We start from the raw sequence: 21,409 nt of genomic DNA, 5'->3' as shown, positions 1-21,409 counted from the left end.
AAAATGGCTATCTGTTTTCAGATAGCCATTTTTATTACCAGAATCAACACGATTAAGTTATGACACTTTTTCTTCGCATTCACAGCTAATAACAATTTCATTATCTTTAGCGTCGACTTTGGCAATACCGCCAGCCTCTAACTTACCGAAGAGTATTTCATCAGCTAATGGTCGCTTGATTAGCTCAGTGACAACACGACCCATTGGTCTTGCGCCCATGTTCTTATCGTAGCCTTTTTCAGCCAGTAAAGTACGAGCTTCATCAGTGACCTCTAGAGTAACGCGTTTTTCATCCAATTGAGCTTGTAACTCAATTAAGAACTTATCAACGACCTTGGCAATTATCGTCATGTCTAAATGATTAAACCAAATAATTGAATCTAAACGGTTACGGAACTCCGGTGAGAAGACTTTATTGATTTCTGACATCGCATTTAAGCTATTGTCTTGCTGTTTAAAGCCAATCGAAGTACGAATAGACTCTTGGACACCAGCATTGGTGGTCATCACTAAGGTGACATTTCTAAAGTCTGCTTTACGGCCATTATTGTCAGTTAACGTACCATGATCCATCACTTGCAATAGCAAGTTATAAACATCAGGGTGCGCTTTTTCAATTTCATCCAACAATACAACGCAATGCGGGTTTTTAATGACGGCGTCAGTTAATAGACCACCTTGCTCGTAACCAACATAACCAGGAGGCGAGCCGATTAAACGAGATACAGTATGACGCTCCATATATTCAGACATATCAAATCGAATCAGCTTCATATTTAAACATGCGGCTAATTGATTGGTAACTTCGGTTTTACCAACACCAGTAGGACCTGCAAATAAGAAACTACCAACCGGCTTTTTCTCCGCACCTAAACCACTTCGAGATAATCTAATAGCAGAACTCAGCCCCTCAATGGCTTTGTCTTGACCAAACACTAACATCTTAAGGTTACGCTCTAGGTTTTTGAGTAAATCCTTGTCAGTTGATGATACGGACTTCTCAGGTATGCGCGCAATTTTAGCGATGATCGCTTCAATTTCAGGTTGACCAATGGTTTTCTTACGTTTGCTTTGCGGTAACATCACCATTCTCGCACCCGCTTCATCAATCACATCAATGGCTTTGTCTGGTAAGTGACGATCATTAATGTGCTTCGCTGATAAACTCGCTGCAGAACTGATTGCCGCTTGAGTATAACGAACACCATGGTGCTCCTCATACTTAGATTTAAGCCCCAATAAGATTTTAGTGGTTTCAGCCACTGACGGCTCATTGATATCAATTTTTTGGAAACGTCTTGCTAACGCTCGGTCTTTTTCAAAAATGCTTTGATATTCTTGGAAAGTCGTTGAGCCCATACAACGTAATGTCCCGTTAGATAATAACGGTTTAAGCAAGTTAGACGCATCCATCACGCCACCTGAAGCGGCACCTGCTCCAATGATGGTATGGATTTCATCAATAAACAGAATCGCATGCTCATTTTTACCAAGTTCTTTAAGCAAACCTTTAAAGCGTTTCTCAAAATCACCACGGTATTTTGTGCCGGCAAGTAATGAACCTAAATCTAACGAATATACGGTTGCATCTTTAATCACATCGGGGACTTGCTCATTAACGATTCGATAAGCTAACCCTTCAGCAATAGCCGTTTTACCCACACCAGCTTCACCAACAAGTAGTGGATTGTTTTTACGTCGACGACATAAGGTTTGAATTGCACGTTCAACTTCATCATCACGGCCAATGAGTGGATCAATCACACCATCCTTAGACATTTGATTTAAATCGGTCGCAAACTGCGACAATAAACTTCTGTCTTCAGCTTGTTCAGTTCCCTCTTCTGATGCTTCAGGGTTATTCATTTCCTGATTATCATCATCTTTAGGCAAACCATGTGAGATAAAATTGACCACATCTAAGCGGGTAATTTCACAGCGACGTAATAAGTAAACAGCTTGTGATTCTTGCTCGCTAAAAATTGCCACCAGCACATTTGCGCCAGTGACTTCATTGCGACCTGAAGACTGCACATGAAACACTGCGCGTTGCAGAACACGTTGGAATCCTAATGTTGGTTGAGTTTCTCGCTCTTCAGTGCTTTCAGCGATTAACGGGGTTGTTTGTTGAATGAAGTTAGATACTTCCTCGTGAAGACGAGTAATATCAGCGCCACAAGCCAGTAGTGCTTCTTTGGCCGATGGATTATTGATTAATGCTAATAATAAATGTTCTACCGTCATATATTCATGACGTGAATCTCTAGCTTGTTGAAACGCTAGGTTCAAGGTGACTTCAAGATCTTTGTTTAGCATAAGCACCCCTAAAAATACTCATAAACTGCAGAGTTACTGATGGAGAAACAACTGTTCACTATGCGGCTTCTAATGTACACAGTAACGGATGTTGGTTTTCTCTGGCAAATTGATTTACTTGTAACACTTTCGTTTCAGCAATGCCAAACGAATAAACACCACATATTCCCTTACCTTGGTGATGGATAGCCAACATAATGTCCGTGGCCTGTTGTTCATCCTTATTAAAAAAACGTTGTAGCACTTCAATCACGAAATCCATCGGAGTGTAATCATCGTTATTTAACACGACTTTATACATTGAAGGTGGTTGTAGCTCCGATTCAACACGCTCTTCTGTGTGCTCTACGCTGCCTAATCTACCCATGTGTTAATACTAGCCTCTAGTTTGGTACAAGACCAATTGATATTATTAAATTAATTAAATGTTGTCATTTTGTTAATTTTTACTTGACATCTTTTCGTACAAATTTCATTCTGTTCTGAGGCGGCAATAAAAGACCGCTGATTAAAATAAGTTTTACTATCTTACTGGTAAGTAGACAACAGAAGGAAGTGGAAGTATGGCAAGCGGAACTGTTAAATGGTTCAACAACGCCAAAGGATTCGGGTTTATTTGCCCAGATCAGGGTGGCGAAGATGTATTTGCACATTATTCAACAATCGAAATGGAAGGTTATAGAACGCTTAAAGCGGGCCAACCTGTAGATTTCGAAACTGAGCAGGGCCCTAAAGGGATGCATGCTTCAGCCATTTCACCGACTAAATAGTCGTTGAAACTATAAAACAAAAAGGCAGAGATTTTAATCTCTGCCTTTTTTATTTCGCATAAATAATGTAAATAATTTATCGTTTGCTTATAAATCAAACAAAAACGACCCCATCACCTTCAACTTAGCCCCAACATTTACTTTGTCCATCTTAGATTTTAGCTCATGTATAAAGCTGCAGAGATAAAAAAGGCAGAGACGTTCATTTCTGCTTTTTAATTAATCGCTCTTTTAAACCGATTATCGCTTAGCCTGTAATAAATGAATTAAGCAATTGGCTAGGACGCATCGCTTTCTCAGCTTTAACAGCGTCTAAACGGAAATAACCGCCTAAATCAACCGCTGGGCCTTGCGAGTCATTTAATTCAGCAACAATCGCAGCTTCATTAGTCGTTAATGATTCAGCAAGCGCGCTAAATTCAGCGGCTAAATCAGCATCTTTCGCTTGAGCCGCTAATGCTTGAGCCCAGTACATCGCTAAATAGAAATGACTACCACGGTTATCAAGCTCACCTACACGGCGTGAAGGTGACTTGTTGCTATCTAAGAACTGACCAATGGCAGCATCAAGCGTATCGGCTAATACTTGTGCTTTAGGGTTATTTTGCGTTTGGCTTAAATGCTCAAGCGATGCCGCTAACGCAAGGAACTCACCTAATGAATCCCAACGTAAGTGACCTTCTTTCTCAACTTGTTGGACATGCTTAGGCGCACTACCACCCGCACCTGTCTCGAATAAACCACCGCCATTCATTAGTGGCACGATAGATAGCATTTTCGCACTGGTACCCAGCTCAAGAATTGGGAACAAGTCAGTTAAGTAATCTCGTAAAACATTACCCGTTACTGAAATGGTATCTAACCCCTCTTGCACACGTGCAAGTGTCGCACGGGTTGCAGCTACAGGCGCTAGAATTTGTAAATCTAATCCGTCTGTATCGTGATCTTTTAAGTAACGCTCAACCTTAGCGATTAACTGCGCATCATGCGCACGGTTACTGTCTAACCAGAAAATCGCAGGTGTATTACTTAAACGTGAACGATTTACAGCAAGTTTTACCCAATCACGGATTGGTGCATCTTTAACTTGGCACATTCTGAAAATATCGCCAGTTTCAACATTATGGCTCATTAATACATTGCCATTACTGTCGATAACTTTCACTAAACCAGCAGTCTCAATTTCAAATGTTTTATCATGGCTGCCGTATTCTTCAGCTTTTTGCGCCATCAAACCAACATTTGGCACACTGCCCATTGTTGTTGGATTGAACGCACCATTGGCTTTACAGAATGCAATTGTTTCTTGGTAAACACCGGCATAACAACGATCTGGGATCATAGCCTTAGTGTCTTTCAATTGGCCATCAGGGCCCCACATTTTTCCTGATGAACGAATAGCAGCTGGCATTGACGCATCAATAATGATGTCACTAGGAACATGTAAGTTGGTGATTCCTTTATCAGAATCAACCATCGCAAGTGCAGGACGCATTGCGTAAACAGCTGCAATATCAGCTTCTACTTCAGCACGTTTTGCTTCTGGTAATGTTGCAATTTTAGCGTAGACATCACCAAAACCATTGTTAACATCAACGCCGAGCTCATCAAACAATGCTTGGTGTTTAGTGAACACATCTTTAAAGAACACTTTAACTGCATGACCAAATAGAATTGGGTCTGATACTTTCATCATGGTTGCTTTTAAATGCAGTGATAATAAAACATCTTCTGACTTAGCAGCTTCAATTTCACGTTCGTAGAAAGCAACAAGCGCTTTGTTACTCATCACAGCAGTGTCGATGACTTCACCGGCTTGTAAAGGCAAGTCCTGCTTAAGCACAACATCTTGACCATCAGCTTTAGTTAATACAATGCTAACTTTATCAGCTTCGGCAACAGTGACTGATTGTTCACTGCCATAAAAGTCACCTTCTTGCATGTGAGCAACGTGAGAAGCTGAGTTACTTTCCCATTTACCCATTGAATGCGGGTTTTTCTTAGCATAATTTTTTACTGAGCCTGGCGCACGACGATCAGAGTTACCTTCACGTAAAACAGGATTTACTGCACTGCCCTTAATTTTGTCATAACGGCTTTGAATTTCACGTTCAGCATCTGTCGTAGGTTCGTCAGGATAATTCGGAATATCATAACCTTTGGCTTTTAGCTCAGCGATACAGGCTTTTAATTGTGGAATTGAGGCACTGATATTAGGTAATTTGATAATATTTGCTTCAGGCGTCCCCGCCATCACACCAAGCTCTGTTAACGCATCAGAAATTTTCTGTTCTGCTGTTAACTTTTCAGGAAAGTTAGCGATAACACGGCCTGATAAAGATATATCTCGGGTTTCTACTTTAACACCAGCAGCATTGGTAAATGTACGGATGATTGGGAGTAATGAAAGCGTCGCTAATGCGGGTGCTTCATCAGTTTCAGTATAAATGATCGTTGGAGAATTATCTTTCATGCTTTTTCCTACATTATTGAAATAAAAAGTTTTTATAATTTTATTATTGTAATAACTATCTACCTTTCAACTGCATCAATCTATAAGCCGATGTCAGTTGTATATGGCACAAATCCCTATGAAATTAGAAAAATAATGTGTGGCTGCTTGTGTAAAAACGGGCACAGATCACATTTTTTAGGCCAACATCATAGACCATTATCTGTAAGATTCAAATTCCACTAAGGCCCAATGCCAAGTAAACTATACAAAATGAATCAATTTCATCCTAAATAGGCTTATGTATGTCAGCAAATGACAAACCCAAACGTTTTAGCACTAAACCTGCATTTTCTAAAGTAAATAAAAAACACCGTAAGCCGACTAAGCGCGCGGTAAGTAAACCTGTTGAAAATCCGATAATAGTTTTATTTAACAAACCTTTTGATGTTCTATGTCAATTTACTGATGAATCAGGAAGACAAACTTTAAAAGATTTTATTCCGGTAAAAGATGTCTATGCCGCTGGCAGATTAGATAGAGACAGCGAAGGATTATTACTGCTGACCAATGACGGCAAATTACAGGCAAAATTAACCCAACCGAATAAAAAGACTTTCAAAACATATTGGGTGCAAGTTGAGGGTGAACCTAGCGAATCCTCCATTACTGCACTACAGCAAGGTGTTGAATTAAAAGATGGAATGACATTACCAGCGAACGTTAAGGTGATTAAAGAGCCCACAGTTTGGGAACGAGTTCCGCCTGTTAGGGAAAGAAAGTCTATCCCCACTACATGGTTAGAAATACAAATTTGTGAAGGCCGCAATCGTCAAGTTAGAAAAATGACCGCTCATGTTGGTCACCCCACTCTAAGATTAATTCGCTATAAAATAGGTCAATGGAGTTTAGATGACTTGCCTAATGGTGCTTATAAAACCATTAAGCAGTAACAGATTAATAATAAAAATGATGAGAGGACGACACCATGTCAACACTTCGCTATAAGCCTAATACGACTGTCGCCTGCGTAATCCATAGTCAGGGAAAATTTTTATTCGTTGAAGAACCCATTGATAACCAACTACGTCTAAATCAACCTGCTGGCCATATCGAAGCCCATGAAACACTCGAGCAGGCCTGTAGAAGAGAAGTTAGAGAAGAAACTGGGCTGGATGTTACATTAACTGGCCTTATAAGCATTTATCAATATAGTGCCAGTGAAGAATTGGCTTTTGTGCGTTTTACTTTTGCAGCTGAATGGCAAGATAACGACCAATGCATACCACTAGACAACGACATTATCGCGTGTCACTGGTTAACTTTAGATGAAATTAAACAACGTAAAGCGGTCCTTCGCAGCCCGTTAGTCATTAAATCCATAGAAGACTTTTTACATAAAGCTCACTGCCCATTATCACTGATTAATAGTGACTTACAGGTGATAGCCGACAACAATAATGCATGATAGAATATGCGCCGCACAATTTAGAGATTTTCGTAAGGTATTTATCTACGAATAAAGACTGGGTTTGTTGACTTGAAAAGCACTCGACTCGACCACATGTTCATCTCTTGTATCCGTAATTTCACTGGTTTTTAGGTTTTATGACATCAATCAATCCCGATTCAAATGGTAAAAAAGTCATCGTAGGCATGTCCGGCGGTGTAGATTCTTCAGTTTCTGCATACTTGCTCCAACAGCAAGGATATCAGGTTGAGGGATTGTTTATGAAGAACTGGGAAGAAGATGACACGGATGAATATTGTCTCGCAGCTGAAGATTTAAAAGATGCGCAGGCAGTATGTGACAAGCTAGGCATTAAGCTTCATACAGTTAACTTCGCCTCTGAATACTGGGACAACGTATTTGAGCACTTCCTTGCTGAATATAAAGCAGGTCGTACTCCTAACCCGGATATTATGTGCAACAAAGAAATCAAATTTAAAGCATTTTTAGAATTTGCAGATGAAATTTTAGATGCTGACTTTATTGCGATGGGACATTACGTTCGCCGCCGTGATAACGAAGACGGTACCACTCAAATGCTACGTGGTATTGATAACAACAAAGATCAAAGCTACTTCTTGTATACCTTAAGCGACAAACAAGTCGCTAAAAGTTTATTTCCCGTCGGCGAACTAGAAAAATTTCAAGTTCGTGATATCGCCAAAGAAATGGGCTTAATTACCCATGATAAAAAAGACAGTACAGGTATCTGTTTTATCGGTGAAAGAAAGTTCACTGACTTTTTAGGTACATATTTACCAGCGCAACCTGGTGATATTGAAACCGCTGAAGGTGAAGTCATCGGAACCCACCAAGGTTTGATGTATCACACGCTAGGTCAACGTAAAGGGCTTGGCATTGGTGGCATGAAAAACAGTAATGACGATCCTTGGTACGTAGTTGAAAAAGACTTATTGCGTAATGTTTTAATTGTCGGCCAAGGTGGAAACCACCCTCGCCTGATGTCAAATGGCATGACAGTAAGTCAACTTCATTGGGTTGACCGCAAAGGCCCAAGTTCACCAGCTAAGATAACCGTGAAAACACGTTACCGTCAGCAAGATGTTAACTGCACCGTGACGACTGAAGGTGATGACAAAATTAGCGTGATATTTGATGAGCCAGTAGCTGCTGTAACTCCTGGTCAGTCTGCTGTTTTTTATGATGGTGAAGTCTGCTTAGGCGGCGGTATTATCGATACACTAATTAGAGGATAGAGCGTGAGCCAAGTATTATTTGAACGCACTATGGCGTTTGCAGGTATTTTACAAGCGATTGCTCAAGTTCAACATCTCGCGCGTCATGGCGATTCAGACGAAACAGCTCTTGCTGCGAGTCTGAACACCATTATGGTGACTGACCCAGATTCTGTTCTCAGAAATTTATCAAGATAAACAAGCACTCAATAAAGGGTACCAACTGATTGAGAATCAGTTAGGTGATGGCAACAGCAAAGATGTTGAAACCACTCGCTACCTGGTTGGGATGCTCGCATTAGAACGTAAGCTCGCTCGCTCAGCAAATGGGTTAGGTATGCTAGCCGAACGTATCAACCAAGTGCACCGTCAATTACATCACTTCGCCATTACCGATGAACAAATCATTGCGAGTTTAGCGAGCATATACAGCGATGTGATCAGTGAGCTTGGCCCCAAATTACAAATTTCTGGTAATCCAGCTTGCTTGCAACAACCGCAAGTACAACAAAAAATCCGTGCTTTACTTTTATCAGCTATGCGTAGTGCAGTTTTATGGCGCCAACTCGGAGGCAAACGTCGCCACCTCGTTTTTGCTCGTAAAGCCATTGTGGATACTGCTATTAGTAGCCGTAAAAATAATTAATCGTATCACCCTACAACAAAAGTTCATCAAGGAGCTTCAAATGGATCTTTCTGCACTGACTGCTATCTCTCCGATAGACGGTCGTTATGGTAGCAAAACCACCTCTTTACGAGGCATTTTCAGCGAATTCGGTTTAACTAAATACCGTGTTCAAGTTGAAATTAACTGGTTAAAACTACTTTCTAGTTGCCCAGAGATTGAAGAAGTTCCGCCATTCAGCGAAGAAGCATTAACTTTACTGGATAGCATCAAGGATAACTTCAGCGAAGAAGACGCGTTACGCGTTAAAACAATTGAAAGAACCACCAACCACGACGTTAAAGCGGTTGAATATTTCATTAAAGAAAAAATTGCAGACAACGCTGAGTTAGTTGAAATTGACGAATTTGTTCACTTCGCTTGTACTTCTGAAGACATTAACAATCTATCTCATGCGTTAATGCTTAAAGAAGCACGTGATTTAGTATTAGCACCTCAGTGTCTTGAAATTGTTGATGCAATCAAAAAGTTAGCGGCAGAAAACAAATCTGTACCGTTAATGTCACGTACACACGGTCAACCAGCATCACCTTCTACATTAGGTAAAGAAATGGCAAACGTGGCAGTTCGTTTAGAACGCCAACTTAACCAAATCAACGCTGTTGAAATCATGGGTAAAATCAATGGTGCTGTTGGTAACTACAACGCACACATCTCTGCTTACCCTGAAGTTAACTGGCATGAATTGTCACAACGCTTTGTAACAAGCCTTGGTATTAACTGGAACCCATACACCACTCAAATCGAACCGCATGATTACATTGCTGAACTATTTGATGCTGTTGCTCGTTTCAATACTATTCTTATCGATTTCGATCGTGATATCTGGGGCTACATTGCATTAGGTCACTTTAAGCAACGTACTATTGCTGGCGAAATTGGTTCTTCTACGATGCCACATAAAGTTAACCCTATCGATTTTGAAAACTCAGAGGGTAACCTTGGTATTGCTAACGCACTTATGCAACATCTTGCTGCTAAGTTACCTGTTTCAAGATGGCAGCGTGACTTAACGGACTCAACCGTATTGCGTAACCTTGGTGTCGGTATGGCTCATTCATTAATTGCTTATCAAGCAACAATGAAAGGGATCAGTAAGCTTGAAGTGAATGAAGAAAACTTACGTGCCGAATTAGACAAGAACTGGGAAGTACTGGCTGAACCGGTACAAACTGTGATGCGTCGTTACGGTATCGAAAAGCCATATGAAAAATTAAAAGAGTTAACACGTGGTAAGCGTATTGATGGCGAACAACTTGCTACATTCATTGATGGTTTAGCGCTGCCTGACAATGTTAAAGCTGAACTTAAAACAATGACACCAGCTAACTACATCGGCCGCGCTGAAGCGTTTGTTGATGAGTTAAAGTAATTTATAAACAGCAATCTGTTTAAATTAAGGAATGGCGACATCTCAGCAGAGCTGTCGCCTTTTTATTGACTATGTATACATTAAATTTTGATACTGCAGCATTTGTCAAAGACACTTGGCAAAAAAAGCCTATTGTCATTAAAAATGCTTTTAATGCCTTTGAAGATCCAATTTCTGCCGATGAATTAGCAGGCTTGGCAATGGAAGAAGATATTTCTTCTCGTATTGTCCAAACGAAATCGGATGGTTGGAATGTCATACAAGGTCCCTTTGAGGATTATGACGAATACGGCGAAGACGGATGGCAATTATTAGTACAAGCAGTTAACCATTGGTATCCTGAGTCACAAGCTTTTGTTGAAGCATTCCGGTTTTTACCAGATTGGCGCTTTGATGATTTGATGGTGTCTTTTGCAACACCTAAAGGCGGTGTAGGACCTCATATCGATAATTATGATGTATTCATTATTCAAGGCGAAGGCGAACGTCGCTGGAAAGTTGGCGATAGAGGCGACCATAAACAACGTGGCGGCGATATAAATAGCCCATTAGTTGATGACTTTGAGCCAATTATCGATGTGGCATTAACTAAAGGTGACATCCTTTACATTCCACCAGGTTTTCCCCACTGCGGCGAAACATTGTCACTGGCATTGAGTTACTCCATCGGTTTTAGAGCACCAAGCCAACAAGAACTATTAACAGAATTAGCTGATGCATTGATTGACAATAATTGTGGCCAACACCGTTTTACTTCGAATGAAGAAGTCGCAAATAAAGGCCAAGTAAGCCAAGTACAACAACAAGGGATTATGGATTTATTAGCCCAACTGGCAAACGATCCAAACCAATATCAAACAATGCTTGGGAAAATGTTAAGCCAAAACCGTTTTGAGCTAGACATTAACCCATTTGAACAAGCGATTAGTTCAGTAGATGTGATTGAAGCCATTGAAGACGGAGCAAGCTTACAACGCGTCGGTGGACTCAAAATTCTGTCACTAGAAAACGATAAACAAGCACAAATCTATATCAATGGTGAAGCCATAAACGTTGACAATATAGAGAGTGAGATTATCGATATCATCAGTAACGAGCATCACATCTGTCAGTCAGTTTTACTGAACTGGAAAGATTTACCCGCAGTCATCACATTACTCACATTATGTGTCAATCAAGGTTGGTTATACTTCGCTGAATAGCGTGTAAAAGTCTTGAAGTATTAATACAAAAAAGGCGCTTACCCATTGGGTTAAGCGCCTTTTGTATAATAGCGATTGTTACTGCTAATACAATTCAGACTGACCATTTGGCCTTGTTTTTAAAAACTTCAAAAACCACATGTATTGCTCAGGGTAAGCAATAATGACTTGCTCCACCATCTTATTAAGCGCGATGGCCTCATTATCCTTGCCCACCATATCTTGCTCATCAACTGCAGGCATTAATGTTAAGTTGAATTGATATTTCTCGGTGTCATAGCCAATCTTTACAGGAATAACCCTCGCCTTACCCGCCTGTGCAAGACGGCCAACCACTGGCAAAGTAGCTTTCTCCGTTCCAAGTAAAGGCGCAAAAACACTTTGTTCGGGTCCTAAGTCTTCATCTGGTAAGTAAAAGAAACTGTTATCTTGACGTAATTCACTGATTAACGCGCGTATACCCGCTTCTCGCATGTAAACCCGCCCTTTTTGACTACTACGTAGGCGATTACTAAACCAGTTAAACAAACCGTTTCTGTGGGCTTTCGCCATGGTTACCATTGGTAATGCTAAATTTAACCTGATCCCAGCATAATCAATCGGCCAAACATGAGGCATAATAAAGATAATGGGTTGGCCCGCGTCCCTCGCAGCTTGTACATGTTCATAACCAGCTATCGTCACTCGACGTTTAATATGCTCATTCGACCTAATCAAAAGCTCAGCTTGTGACAACAAGGCTAAAACAAACATATCCACGTTTGCTTTAATTAGCGACTCAACTTCATCAGCAGACTTTTCAGGAAAACACGTTTGAATATTAATCCGTGCCACTTGAATAGGTTTTTTAGCAATTCGCATCACTAACTTAGCCAGTAAACGAGAAATGGGATCACGTACTCTGGCAGGTAAGATGCCAAAAATAAATAAAACAGCAATTGCTAACCATGAGCCCCAATATCTTGGATGAAGTAAGGAAAGAGTGAACCGACGATCGAAATGTTTTGCTTGTCTAGCCAAAAGAAACCTCAGAGATTACAACAACACGAACAAAAAACGATATAAACAAAAGGAATGTTTCAACGTCATATAATACCAATTATATGATTCCAACGGCACACATTTTAACGCCATTCACGACAATCGTTGATGTTTTGCTAAATATACAAACAAAAAAGCCACTCTTCAGAGTGGCTTTTATAACGAAAGCGAAATTATTTCTTAGCCGAGTTAGATTCTTCTACTCGAGTTTTCAGCTTTTGTCCTGGACGGAAAGTCACAACACGACGGGCTGAAATCGGAATATCTTCACCAGTTTTTGGGTTCCTTCCCGGTCTTTGATTCTTATCGCGCAGATCAAAGTTTCCAAAGCCAGATAACTTGACCTGCTCACCACTTTCAAGAGCTTCTCTAATTTCTTCAAAGAAAGACTCAACCATCTCTTTGGCAACACGTTTGTTAATGCCCAGCGTTTCAAAAAGATGTTCTGCCATTTCGGCTTTGGTAAGTGCCATACTTTTAATCCCTCAACGATGCGTTGAACTCGGTCTTAAGTGCAGAGACAACTGAATCAACTGTTTCAGTAATGTCTTTTTCTTCAAGTGTACGAGTAATGTCTTGTAATGTAAGTGCGATTGCTAAGCTCTTTTTGCCAGCCTCTACACCTTTACCTCGGTATACGTCGAACAAGTTTAAGCCAACCAACTGATTTTCGCCAACTTTTCTTATCAAATTCATAACATTAGTTGCAGAAACTTCTTCATCAACAACAACAGCAATATCACGTCGATTTGCAGGAAACTTAGATACAGTCTGGGCTAGCGGCAAACTGGCATGCAGTAAAGCGTCCAGTTCTAACTCAAAAATAATTGTTTTGCCATTGAGTCCAAAAGGCTTTTCCAAACTAGGATGGACAGCACCAATGATACCAATAACTTGATTATTTCGTAGTATTTCAGCACATTGCCCTGGGTGAAGAGCAGAATGTGTTGCACTTCTAAAAGTAAATTCAGAAGTTGAAACTGTCAAGCCGATAATTGATTCTAAATCACCTTTTAAATCAAAGAAGTCGACAGTTTTTGAGTCCATAGACCAATGTTCGTCGTTTTGAACACCAGAAATTACCGCACCAATCATTGGTTCTTGTCTAACACCAGAATCTGCTTTGGCATCAGGTACAAAGCGTAAACCCGTCTCGAATAAACGCACTCGACCTTGTTGACGACTTTGGTTATAGCCTACTGACGTTAATAGTCCAGTGAACATAGATAAACGCATTGCTGACATTTCTACTGAAATAGGGTTCGGTAGAATCATCGCTGGCGCGTCAGGATGAACAAGGTTTTGCTGCTTAGGATCAACAAAGCTATACGTCACTGCCTCTTGGAAACCACGAGCGACTAGCACATTACGTACTTTACGTAATGAAATATCTGCTTCTTTGTGATCAGACATGGTTAACGAAGCAACAGGCGCAATATTCGGGATATTGTTGTATCCATAAATCCGCGCAACTTCTTCAATCAAATCTTCTTCAATCGCCATATCGAAACGGTAAGTTGCAGTAACAACGTCCCATGTGTCGGCTTTGGCAGTCACGGTGAAGCCTAAACGTTCAAGGATTTCAGTCACATCAGTATCAGGGATATGATGACCTAAAATCTTATCTAGTTTGCTACGACGTAGCGTTAAGTTAACCGGCTTAGGTAAATTTGCTTCTGTAACAGCTTCTTCCACAGGGCCAGCTTCGCCGCCACAAATATCTAATACAAGGCGAGTAGCACGATCCATTACTTTGTGTTGTAGTTCTGGGTCAACACCGCGCTCAAAACGATGTGAAGCATCGGTATGTAGACCTAAGCGGCGTGATTTACCCATGATCGCAAGCGGAGCAAAGAATGCACACTCTAATAGGATATCTTGAGTCTTCTCAGTCACACCTGTTTTTTCGCCGCCAAACACACCAGCCAACGCTATAGAACCAATGTCATCAGCAATAACTAAAGTGTCATCAGGTACAGTCACTTCATTGCCATCAAGCAATGTCAGCTTTTCTACACCATCACTTAAACGTACTTGAATCGCACCAGTTAGCGTTGCTAAATCAAACGCATGCATTGGCTGACCGTACTCAATCAAGACGTAGTTGGTGATATCAACGATTGGATCAATTGAGCGAATACCACTACGGCGTAATTTTTCTTGCATCCATAATGGGGTTGCGGCAGCAAGGTTAACATTCTTAACCACACGACCTAAGTATCGAGGACATGCTTCATCAGCAATAACATTAATTGCCACTTTATCGTCGATTGTAGCTGTCACAGCTTCCCATGTAGGCTCTGTCACAGTCTCACGATTTAATACACCAACTTCACGAGCAAGACCTGCCATACCAAGACAGTCAGCACGGTTTGCCGTTAAATCTACATCAATAACCGCATCGTTAAGATCTAGGTATTCACGCACATCTTTGCCAATAGGTGCATCTGCTGGTAATTCGATAATGCCATCACTTTCGATGTCGATACCTAATTCACCGTACGAACACAACATACCAAATGATGGTTGGCCACGTAATTTAGCTTTTTTAATTTTGAAATCGCCAGGAAGCACTGCGCCTACCATAGCAGCCGCAACTTTTAACCCTAAGCGGCAATTAGGCGCGCCACAGACGATGTCGATAAGTTCTTCATCACCTACGTTAATTTTTGTTACACGTAATTTGTCTGCATCTGGGTGTTGGCCACATTCAACCACTTCACCCACAACGACACCACTAAACTCACCCGCTACTGCATCTACGCCATCTACTTCAAGACCTGCCATAGTGATTTGGTGAGATAAGTCTTCACGGCTTACTGATGGGTTAACCCATTCACGAAGCCAAGATTCACTGAATTTCATCTGTTTATTGCTCCGTTATTTGAATTGCTTAAGAAAACGTAAATCGTTTTCGAAGAAGGCACGTAGGTCGTTAACGCCATAACGCAGCATCGTTAAACGCTCAACACCCATACCAAAAGCAAAACCAGAGTATTTTTCAGGGTCGATACCGACACTGCGAAGCACATTAGGATGTACCATGCCACAACCTAATACTTCCAACCATTTACCGTTTTTACCCATTACATCAACTTCAGCTGATGGCTCAGTGAACGGGAAGTAAGATGGGCGGAAACGAACTTGCAAATCTTCCTCGAAAAAGTTGCGTAAAAAGTCATGTAAAATGCCTTTTAGCTCTGCAAAGTTAACTTTTTCATCCACTAACAAGCCTTCAACTTGGTGGAACATTGGCGTATGAGTCTGATCGTAGTCATTACGATAAACACGGCCTGGAGAAATAATACGTAATGGTGGTTTTTCATGTTCCATCGTGCGGATTTGAACACCTGAAGTCTGCGTGCGTAGCATGACTTTAGGGTTAAAATAAAAGGTATCGTGATCGGCACGTGCAGGATGATGTTCTGAAATATTTAGTGCATCGAAGTTATGGAAGTCATCTTCAATTTCAGGACCATTCTTAACTGAGAAACCAAGTTCACCAAAGAAAGTTTCGATACGTTCGATAGTACGTGTGACAGGATGAAGTCCACCCATCTCAATTGTACGACCGGGTAGCGTCACATCGATTTTTTCAGCGATAAGTTGTGCTTCTAATTCCGCAGATTTTAAGCCTTCAATGCGTGCAGAAAGTTCTTTCTGTACAGCTTGTTTAGCTTGGTTGACTGCTTGTCCAAAAGCAGGCTTTTCTGCTGGGCTTAAGCTGCCCATTAATTTCATCATGTCAGTGATTTTACCTTTCTTACCAAGGTAATCGACACGGATATCATCCAATGCCTTTAGATCACTGGCCTTACCTATCACTTCTAAGGCTTGTTCTACGATCTCAGTTAACTGCTGCATTATATCTTCCACTGCATTCTTGCATATCAAATGCGTTAGGGCGCCTAAGGTTCAGGCGACATTATTAGTCTTAGTGTTAAAGCACGCTTTACACTTAGAGCATGGGGTTAAAACAAAAGATGGAATTTTACGTGAGCTAGGTTAATTTTACTAGCATTTATTACAATTTAAGGCAGTAAAATTGAGTATTTATACGCTTTTAGCTCATCAAGTCATGTATATGTTTAATGGATTGTATTGACACATAAATCTCACATCAAACTTAAGCAATTCACAACAGCTTCTATCTTGACTCCACCATAAAATATGAGCAAAAAGCCAGCCATTTATAATCCAACTAAAGTTTACCGAACAAGATCCGATATACATTAGTAGCGAGTCATATTATGTAGAGGCGTACATGAAAGAAGTAAAATTTAGATGGATTGACCAATTTTTAATAAAACTAACAATAAAGGCAAAATTCACCATTTTGGCCATGGTGCCAATTTTACTGATTTTGTTACTTACGATAGCGTTAACCACTAGTTTTAAAACGACGTTAGCAGAAGCAGAAATAGATGAAGCTATCGCGCTCAATAACACTTATAACCACGCTGTAGAAGTCGCACTAGACTTGCTTAATGAAGAACAAAAACAAACCTTTTTATCAAATATCAACGGCAATAGTAACGCTGTCAATGTTTCATCATTAGGCCACCAAGCTCAACAAATGGCGCGTCAAGGTGGTGGCTCAATTGAAACAGCAGCTGGATTTGAAGTGCTGAGTAACATTAATAATTACGATATTGTCATCACCACATTAATCCCTCATAGCAATATAGAAAAAAGCTGGTAAAAATAATAGCTTAGCCTATGCTTTAACCGCTGTAATCATCATCATCATTTTGCTTTTTTCTTACTATATTTCAACCTTCATAGGTGGTGCATTGTATACCACAGTAATGGCATTGAGACGCGCAGCAGACGGTGATTTGAGTAGTCGATTAAACTTTTTTGAAGTACCTGATGAGTTTAGTTTATTAGCAATTAGTGTCGATACGTTAGTAGACAGGCAACATAAACTTGTCTTACAAATGTCACAGGCAACAGAGCAAATAAGGCAGGTTGTACAATCGTTTAGAGCAACTGCTGAGGACGGTCAATCTGTAGCAGTGAATCAGCGCCAACATTTAGATTCATTAGCGACTGCGATGGAAGAAATGACAGCTGCAGTAAAAGAAGTTGCCCGAAACGCAGAGCAATCGTCATCAGAGACACAAGAGGCAAATAATCAAGTTACCGCAGGCTCTGAAGACATTGCCACAACGGTGCAAGCCATTGATTTATTGTCAACAGAAATTGCTGACGCATCTGATGCTGTTAATGTATTAAATGATAACGCCAGTAAGATTGATGCTGTTGTTACAACAATTAATGCTATTTCTGAGCAAACCAACCTACTCGCTCTGAATGCCGCAATTGAAGCAGCAAGAGCCGGAGAGCAAGGAAGAGGCTTTGCTGTCGTTGCTGATGAAGTCAGAACACTTGCTGGTCGCACGCAATCTGCAACAGTTGAAATCAAAACCATGATTGAAGCATTACAGTCTGGCTCACAAAACCTTACTCAAGTGATGTCTCGCACCGTTGAGCAGGCTGAAGAAGGCAAGAAACATGTACTTCAAACAGGTGAGGATTTAGCAAGTATTGCTCATCACAGTGGTAAAGTATTTGAAATGAGTGTGTTAATTGCCACTTCTGCAGAGGAACAATCAGCAGTAGCAAACGAAATTGCATCAAACTTGATGGAAATCAGGAACCAATCTCATAACGTTGAAGAAGCGGCCAATATGTCCGTGTCTGGTTGTGATGAACTTAATCGCACCGCTGAAGCGTTAGATAAGTTGATGATAGGTTTGAAGGTTTAACACCTCTTAATTTGATAAAACGTCTTTAACAAAGCCTTTAATTAAAAAGAACTTTATAAAAAGCACCATAAACGAAAAAGCGCGTTAACAATTCAGTTAACGCGCTTTTATGTCAAACGTAAATAATGACTGTTAACGGTTTTTTTCAAGTCTTGCTAGCAAACTTGAGGTATCCCAGCGGTTACCTTTCATTGCTTGTACTTCTGAGTAGAATTGATCAACTAATGCAGTCACTGGTAAATGGCTGCCATTTTTACGCCCTTCAGCAAGTGCAATGCCTAAATCTTTACGCATCCAATCAATAGCAAAGCCAAAATCATATTCACCCTGCCACATGGTTTGGTAACGATTTTCCATTTGCCAGCTTTGCGCAGCGCCTTTGCTGATCACCTCTACAACTTTTAATCCATCAAGCCCAGCACTTTTAGCAAAATGTAATCCTTCGGCTAAGCCCTGAACCACACCCGCAATACAAATTTGATTAACCATTTTTGTTAATTGACCGGCCCCGACTTCACCTAAAAGCTCAGCACAACGACTGTAGGCATCAATAACAGGTTTGACTTGTTCGAATACGTTTTGTTTTCCACCCATCATCACAGTCAACACGCCATTCTCAGCGCCAGCTTGACCGCCAGATACAGGTGCATCCATAAACTCGATATTTTTACTTGCTAATATGGCCGAAATATCTCGAGCAACATCAGCTGAAGCTGTCGTGTGATCAACTAAAATAGCGCCATCAGCAATACCATGAATAACACCATTTTCGCCAAGAATAACTTGTTTTAAGTCTTCGTCATTGCCAACACAAGTAAATACGATGTCTTGATCTTCTGCGGCTAACTTGGGTGTCAACGCTAATTGGCCTGTGTAATCTTTAGTCCATTGCTCTGCTTTGGCCGTAGTACGATTATAAACCGTCACTTGATGCCCCTGTTTTACCAGATGCCCCGCCATTGGATAACCCATTACACCTAAACCAATAAAAGCGACCTTTGCCATACCTTTCCCTTATCATTGTTATTTATGAGATGAAAACGTATTGATTGTAACCTTTAAAGCGCTGGTTTTACATGGGCTTCCATTTCTGCGCCAATGCGTTTACGCATGTCCATCAATCTTAGTGCAGAATCTCGTAATCGAATATCATCCTCAGTTTCCGGGATCCATTCAGGTACGGAAGTCGGTTTACCGTCATCGTCTACTGCAACCATAATCACAATACAATGAGTCGTTAAGTGACGTTCAGGTTCTTTAGGATCGCCAGCTTTTACATCAATACCTAAATGCATAGAAGATGTGCCGGTATAAATAACTTTGGCGCTGACTTCAACAATATTACCCACATGAATCGGTTTTACGAACCTGATACCGCCTGCATAAACAGTAATACAGTATTTACCGCTCCAACCTGCTGCGCCTGCATAGGCTGCCAAATCAATCCATTTCATCACGGCGCCACCATGGACTTTGCCGCCAAAATTGACATCTGCTGGTTCTGCTAAAAATCGTAATGTAATTTCTCTGTCTACTCCGGCCATTATGCCTCCTAATTTTATGCACTGTCGCCAGTTTACGATATTTCTAATCAGAAGTGGTTAAAAACGCCTAAGTTTAAATAAATATCTCGATTGAATGAATAATTATAATTTAAACCGCAATAAATCAAACATTCTTCATTTTAATTCTGAAAGTGAGGCCTATAAGTAAAATAAACTTAAAAACGGTCGTTATAGTAAAAAGCAGGCCAAAAAAAGCAGTAACCAGAGTTACTGCTTATTCACACTTTTAATTAAAGTAACACACTAACTTTGCACGCTTTACGCATCGCCTTTTTTAAATAAAAGCGAACCGTTGGTGCCGCCAAAGCCAAATGAATTACATAATGCATAGTCAAAACGATGCGCTTTAGCAGTGTGAGGCACAAAATCTAAATCACAACCTTCATCAGGATTATCAAGATTAATGGTTGGCGGTACGATTTGATCTCGTAAAGCAAGAATGGTCACAATGGCTTCTACAGAACCCGCAGCACCGAGCAAGTGTCCTGTCATAGATTTAGTGGAGCTGACTAATAAATTATAAGCATGTTCACCAAATACTGACTTAACCGCTGCAGCTTCTGCTTTATCTCCAGCAGGAGTTGAAGTGCCATGGGCATTGATGTAGCCCACTTTTTCATTGTCAATTTGCGCATCATTGATGGCATTTTCCATTGCTGCTGCAGCGCCTGCACCATCAGCTGGAGGTGATGTCATGTGGAATGCATCACCACTCATACCAAAACCAACTAACTCAGCATAGATTTTTGCACCACGTGCTTTGGCATGTTCGTATTCTTCCATAACCATTACACCAGCGCCGTCACCAATAACAAAACCGTCACGGTCTTTATCCCATGGACGACTTGCTGCCGTTGGGTCATCATTGCGTGTTGATAATGCTTTTGCTGAACCAAACCCGGCAACAGCTAATGGACAAGTCACATCCTCTGCGCCGCCAGCAACCATGACATCTGCATCACCGTAGGCGATTGTACGCGCTGCAAAACCGATATTGTGGACACCTGTAGTACAAGCTGTTGTTACAGCAAAGTTCGGGCCTGTCATACCATATTTTATTGATAAGTGACCTGAGATCATGTTGATAATGGTACTCGGCACAAAAAATGGAGACACTTTACGAGGACCAGACTTTAATAATGCGGCATGGTTTTGTTCGATTAATGGCATTCCGCCCATACCCGCGCCAATCGCGGTACCCACTCTTGCAGGGTTTTCTTGTGACATATCCAAACCGGCATCGTTCATGGCTTGAATACCAGCAGCCATACCGTATTGGATAAATAAATCCATTTTGCGCGCATCTTTGCGTGATAAGTACTGTTCGACGTCAAAGTCTTTTACTGAACCGCTGAAACGAGTTCCGTATTCAGATGCATCAAATTTAGTTATGGGTGCAATACCACTTTTACCCGCTAATAAAGACTGCCAAGAAGTATCAACATCGTTACCCACTGGAGTAACTAGTCCTAGGCCTGTAATCACGACACGACGTTTAGACACAGTATTCACCTTTGAAATAAATAGGC

Annotated in this window: 16 protein-coding genes and 2 pseudogenes; 8 read left to right on the top strand and 10 right to left on the bottom strand. The window is 40.9% G+C overall.

What is annotated here, in order from left to right; translation table 11 throughout:
* Positions 1 to 57: 57 nt before the first annotated feature.
* Together clpA and clpS are read right to left on the bottom strand one after the other, a co-directional pair.
* The gene (gene clpA, locus ACGEDC_RS17570) at positions 58 to 2,316 is read right to left on the bottom strand and encodes an ATP-dependent Clp protease ATP-binding subunit ClpA (protein WP_055024441.1); all 2,259 of its coding nucleotides are present in this window, start codon (positions 2,314 to 2,316) and stop codon (positions 58 to 60) included.
* Positions 2,317 to 2,374: 58 nt separating this feature from the next.
* Positions 2,375 to 2,683 (bottom strand): ATP-dependent Clp protease adapter ClpS, encoded by a 309-nt coding sequence (gene clpS, locus ACGEDC_RS17565; RefSeq protein WP_055024440.1) that lies wholly within the window; start codon positions 2,681 to 2,683, stop codon positions 2,375 to 2,377.
* A gap of 196 nt (positions 2,684 to 2,879) precedes the next feature.
* On the opposite strand from clpS, the gene cspD reads away from it, so the two are divergent.
* Entirely contained in the window at positions 2,880 to 3,086 is a 207-nt protein-coding gene (cspD, locus tag ACGEDC_RS17560) for a cold shock domain-containing protein CspD (RefSeq protein ID WP_055024439.1), read from the top strand.
* A 247-nt stretch (positions 3,087 to 3,333) separates the two neighbouring features.
* Here the strand turns inward: cspD and ACGEDC_RS17555 are convergent, their stop codons facing one another.
* Positions 3,334 to 5,559, bottom strand: a complete 2,226-nt coding sequence (locus tag ACGEDC_RS17555; RefSeq protein ID WP_394494743.1) for an NADP-dependent isocitrate dehydrogenase — start codon at positions 5,557 to 5,559, stop codon at positions 3,334 to 3,336.
* A 284-nt stretch (positions 5,560 to 5,843) separates the two neighbouring features.
* On the opposite strand from ACGEDC_RS17555, the gene ACGEDC_RS17550 reads away from it, so the two are divergent.
* From ACGEDC_RS17550 to ACGEDC_RS17525, 6 genes and pseudogenes are all read left to right on the top strand, one after another.
* The gene (locus tag ACGEDC_RS17550) at positions 5,844 to 6,491 is read left to right on the top strand and encodes an rRNA large subunit pseudouridine synthase E (RefSeq protein ID WP_394494741.1); all 648 of its coding nucleotides are present in this window, start codon (positions 5,844 to 5,846) and stop codon (positions 6,489 to 6,491) included.
* A 35-nt stretch (positions 6,492 to 6,526) separates the two neighbouring features.
* Entirely contained in the window at positions 6,527 to 7,006 is a 480-nt protein-coding gene (locus ACGEDC_RS17545; RefSeq protein WP_394494739.1) for an NUDIX hydrolase, read from the top strand.
* A gap of 140 nt (positions 7,007 to 7,146) precedes the next feature.
* Positions 7,147 to 8,265: a tRNA 2-thiouridine(34) synthase MnmA gene (gene mnmA / locus ACGEDC_RS17540; protein WP_080915539.1), complete on the top strand. Its 1,119-nt coding sequence runs from the start codon at positions 7,147 to 7,149 to the stop codon at positions 8,263 to 8,265.
* A 3-nt stretch (positions 8,266 to 8,268) separates the two neighbouring features.
* Positions 8,269 to 8,890: pseudogene (hflD, locus tag ACGEDC_RS17535) on the top strand (high frequency lysogenization protein HflD).
* A gap of 40 nt (positions 8,891 to 8,930) precedes the next feature.
* Complete coding sequence (purB, locus tag ACGEDC_RS17530; protein WP_394494736.1) at positions 8,931 to 10,301, top strand: adenylosuccinate lyase; 1,371 nt, start codon at positions 8,931 to 8,933, stop codon at positions 10,299 to 10,301.
* 71 nt (positions 10,302 to 10,372) lie between these two features.
* Complete coding sequence (locus tag ACGEDC_RS17525) at positions 10,373 to 11,503, top strand: JmjC domain-containing protein (protein WP_394494734.1); 1,131 nt, start codon at positions 10,373 to 10,375, stop codon at positions 11,501 to 11,503.
* Between the two features lie 84 nt (positions 11,504 to 11,587).
* Here the strand turns inward: ACGEDC_RS17525 and lpxM are convergent, their stop codons facing one another.
* The 4 genes from lpxM to pheS all read right to left on the bottom strand — a co-directional run bounded on the left by lpxM (position 11,588) and on the right by pheS (position 16,408).
* Positions 11,588 to 12,523: a lauroyl-Kdo(2)-lipid IV(A) myristoyltransferase gene (gene lpxM / locus ACGEDC_RS17520; RefSeq protein ID WP_080915538.1), complete on the bottom strand. Its 936-nt coding sequence runs from the start codon at positions 12,521 to 12,523 to the stop codon at positions 11,588 to 11,590.
* Positions 12,524 to 12,717: 194 nt separating this feature from the next.
* A complete protein-coding gene (ihfA, locus tag ACGEDC_RS17515) occupies positions 12,718 to 13,017 on the bottom strand; it encodes an integration host factor subunit alpha (protein ID WP_055024430.1) in 300 nt (99 codons plus the stop codon).
* A 4-nt stretch (positions 13,018 to 13,021) separates the two neighbouring features.
* A complete protein-coding gene (gene pheT, locus ACGEDC_RS17510) occupies positions 13,022 to 15,409 on the bottom strand; it encodes a phenylalanine--tRNA ligase subunit beta (protein ID WP_394494731.1) in 2,388 nt (795 codons plus the stop codon).
* 15 nt (positions 15,410 to 15,424) lie between these two features.
* Positions 15,425 to 16,408: a phenylalanine--tRNA ligase subunit alpha gene (gene pheS / locus ACGEDC_RS17505; RefSeq protein ID WP_055024428.1), complete on the bottom strand. Its 984-nt coding sequence runs from the start codon at positions 16,406 to 16,408 to the stop codon at positions 15,425 to 15,427.
* Between the two features lie 400 nt (positions 16,409 to 16,808).
* On the opposite strand from pheS, the pseudogene ACGEDC_RS17500 reads away from it, so the two are divergent.
* Positions 16,809 to 18,315 (top strand): annotated as a pseudogene (locus ACGEDC_RS17500) (methyl-accepting chemotaxis protein).
* A 132-nt stretch (positions 18,316 to 18,447) separates the two neighbouring features.
* Here ACGEDC_RS17500 and ACGEDC_RS17495 read toward each other — a convergent pair.
* From ACGEDC_RS17495 to fabF, 3 genes are all read right to left on the bottom strand, one after another.
* A complete protein-coding gene (locus ACGEDC_RS17495; RefSeq protein ID WP_282166820.1) occupies positions 18,448 to 19,320 on the bottom strand; it encodes an NAD(P)-dependent oxidoreductase in 873 nt (290 codons plus the stop codon).
* Between the two features lie 53 nt (positions 19,321 to 19,373).
* Positions 19,374 to 19,859: an acyl-CoA thioesterase gene (locus tag ACGEDC_RS17490; RefSeq protein ID WP_055024425.1), complete on the bottom strand. Its 486-nt coding sequence runs from the start codon at positions 19,857 to 19,859 to the stop codon at positions 19,374 to 19,376.
* 279 nt (positions 19,860 to 20,138) lie between these two features.
* Positions 20,139 to 21,383, bottom strand: a complete 1,245-nt coding sequence (gene fabF, locus ACGEDC_RS17485) for a beta-ketoacyl-ACP synthase II (protein WP_055024424.1) — start codon at positions 21,381 to 21,383, stop codon at positions 20,139 to 20,141.
* Positions 21,384 to 21,409: the final 26 nt, after the last annotated feature.

Origin of the sequence: Shewanella sp. ENK2, from assembly GCF_043568515.1 — a bacterium.
Classification (GTDB): Bacteria; Pseudomonadota; Gammaproteobacteria; order Enterobacterales; family Shewanellaceae; genus Shewanella; species Shewanella japonica.
Note: the sequence above shows the minus strand (reverse complement) of the source record. Positions and strands in the feature narration are given on the sequence as shown.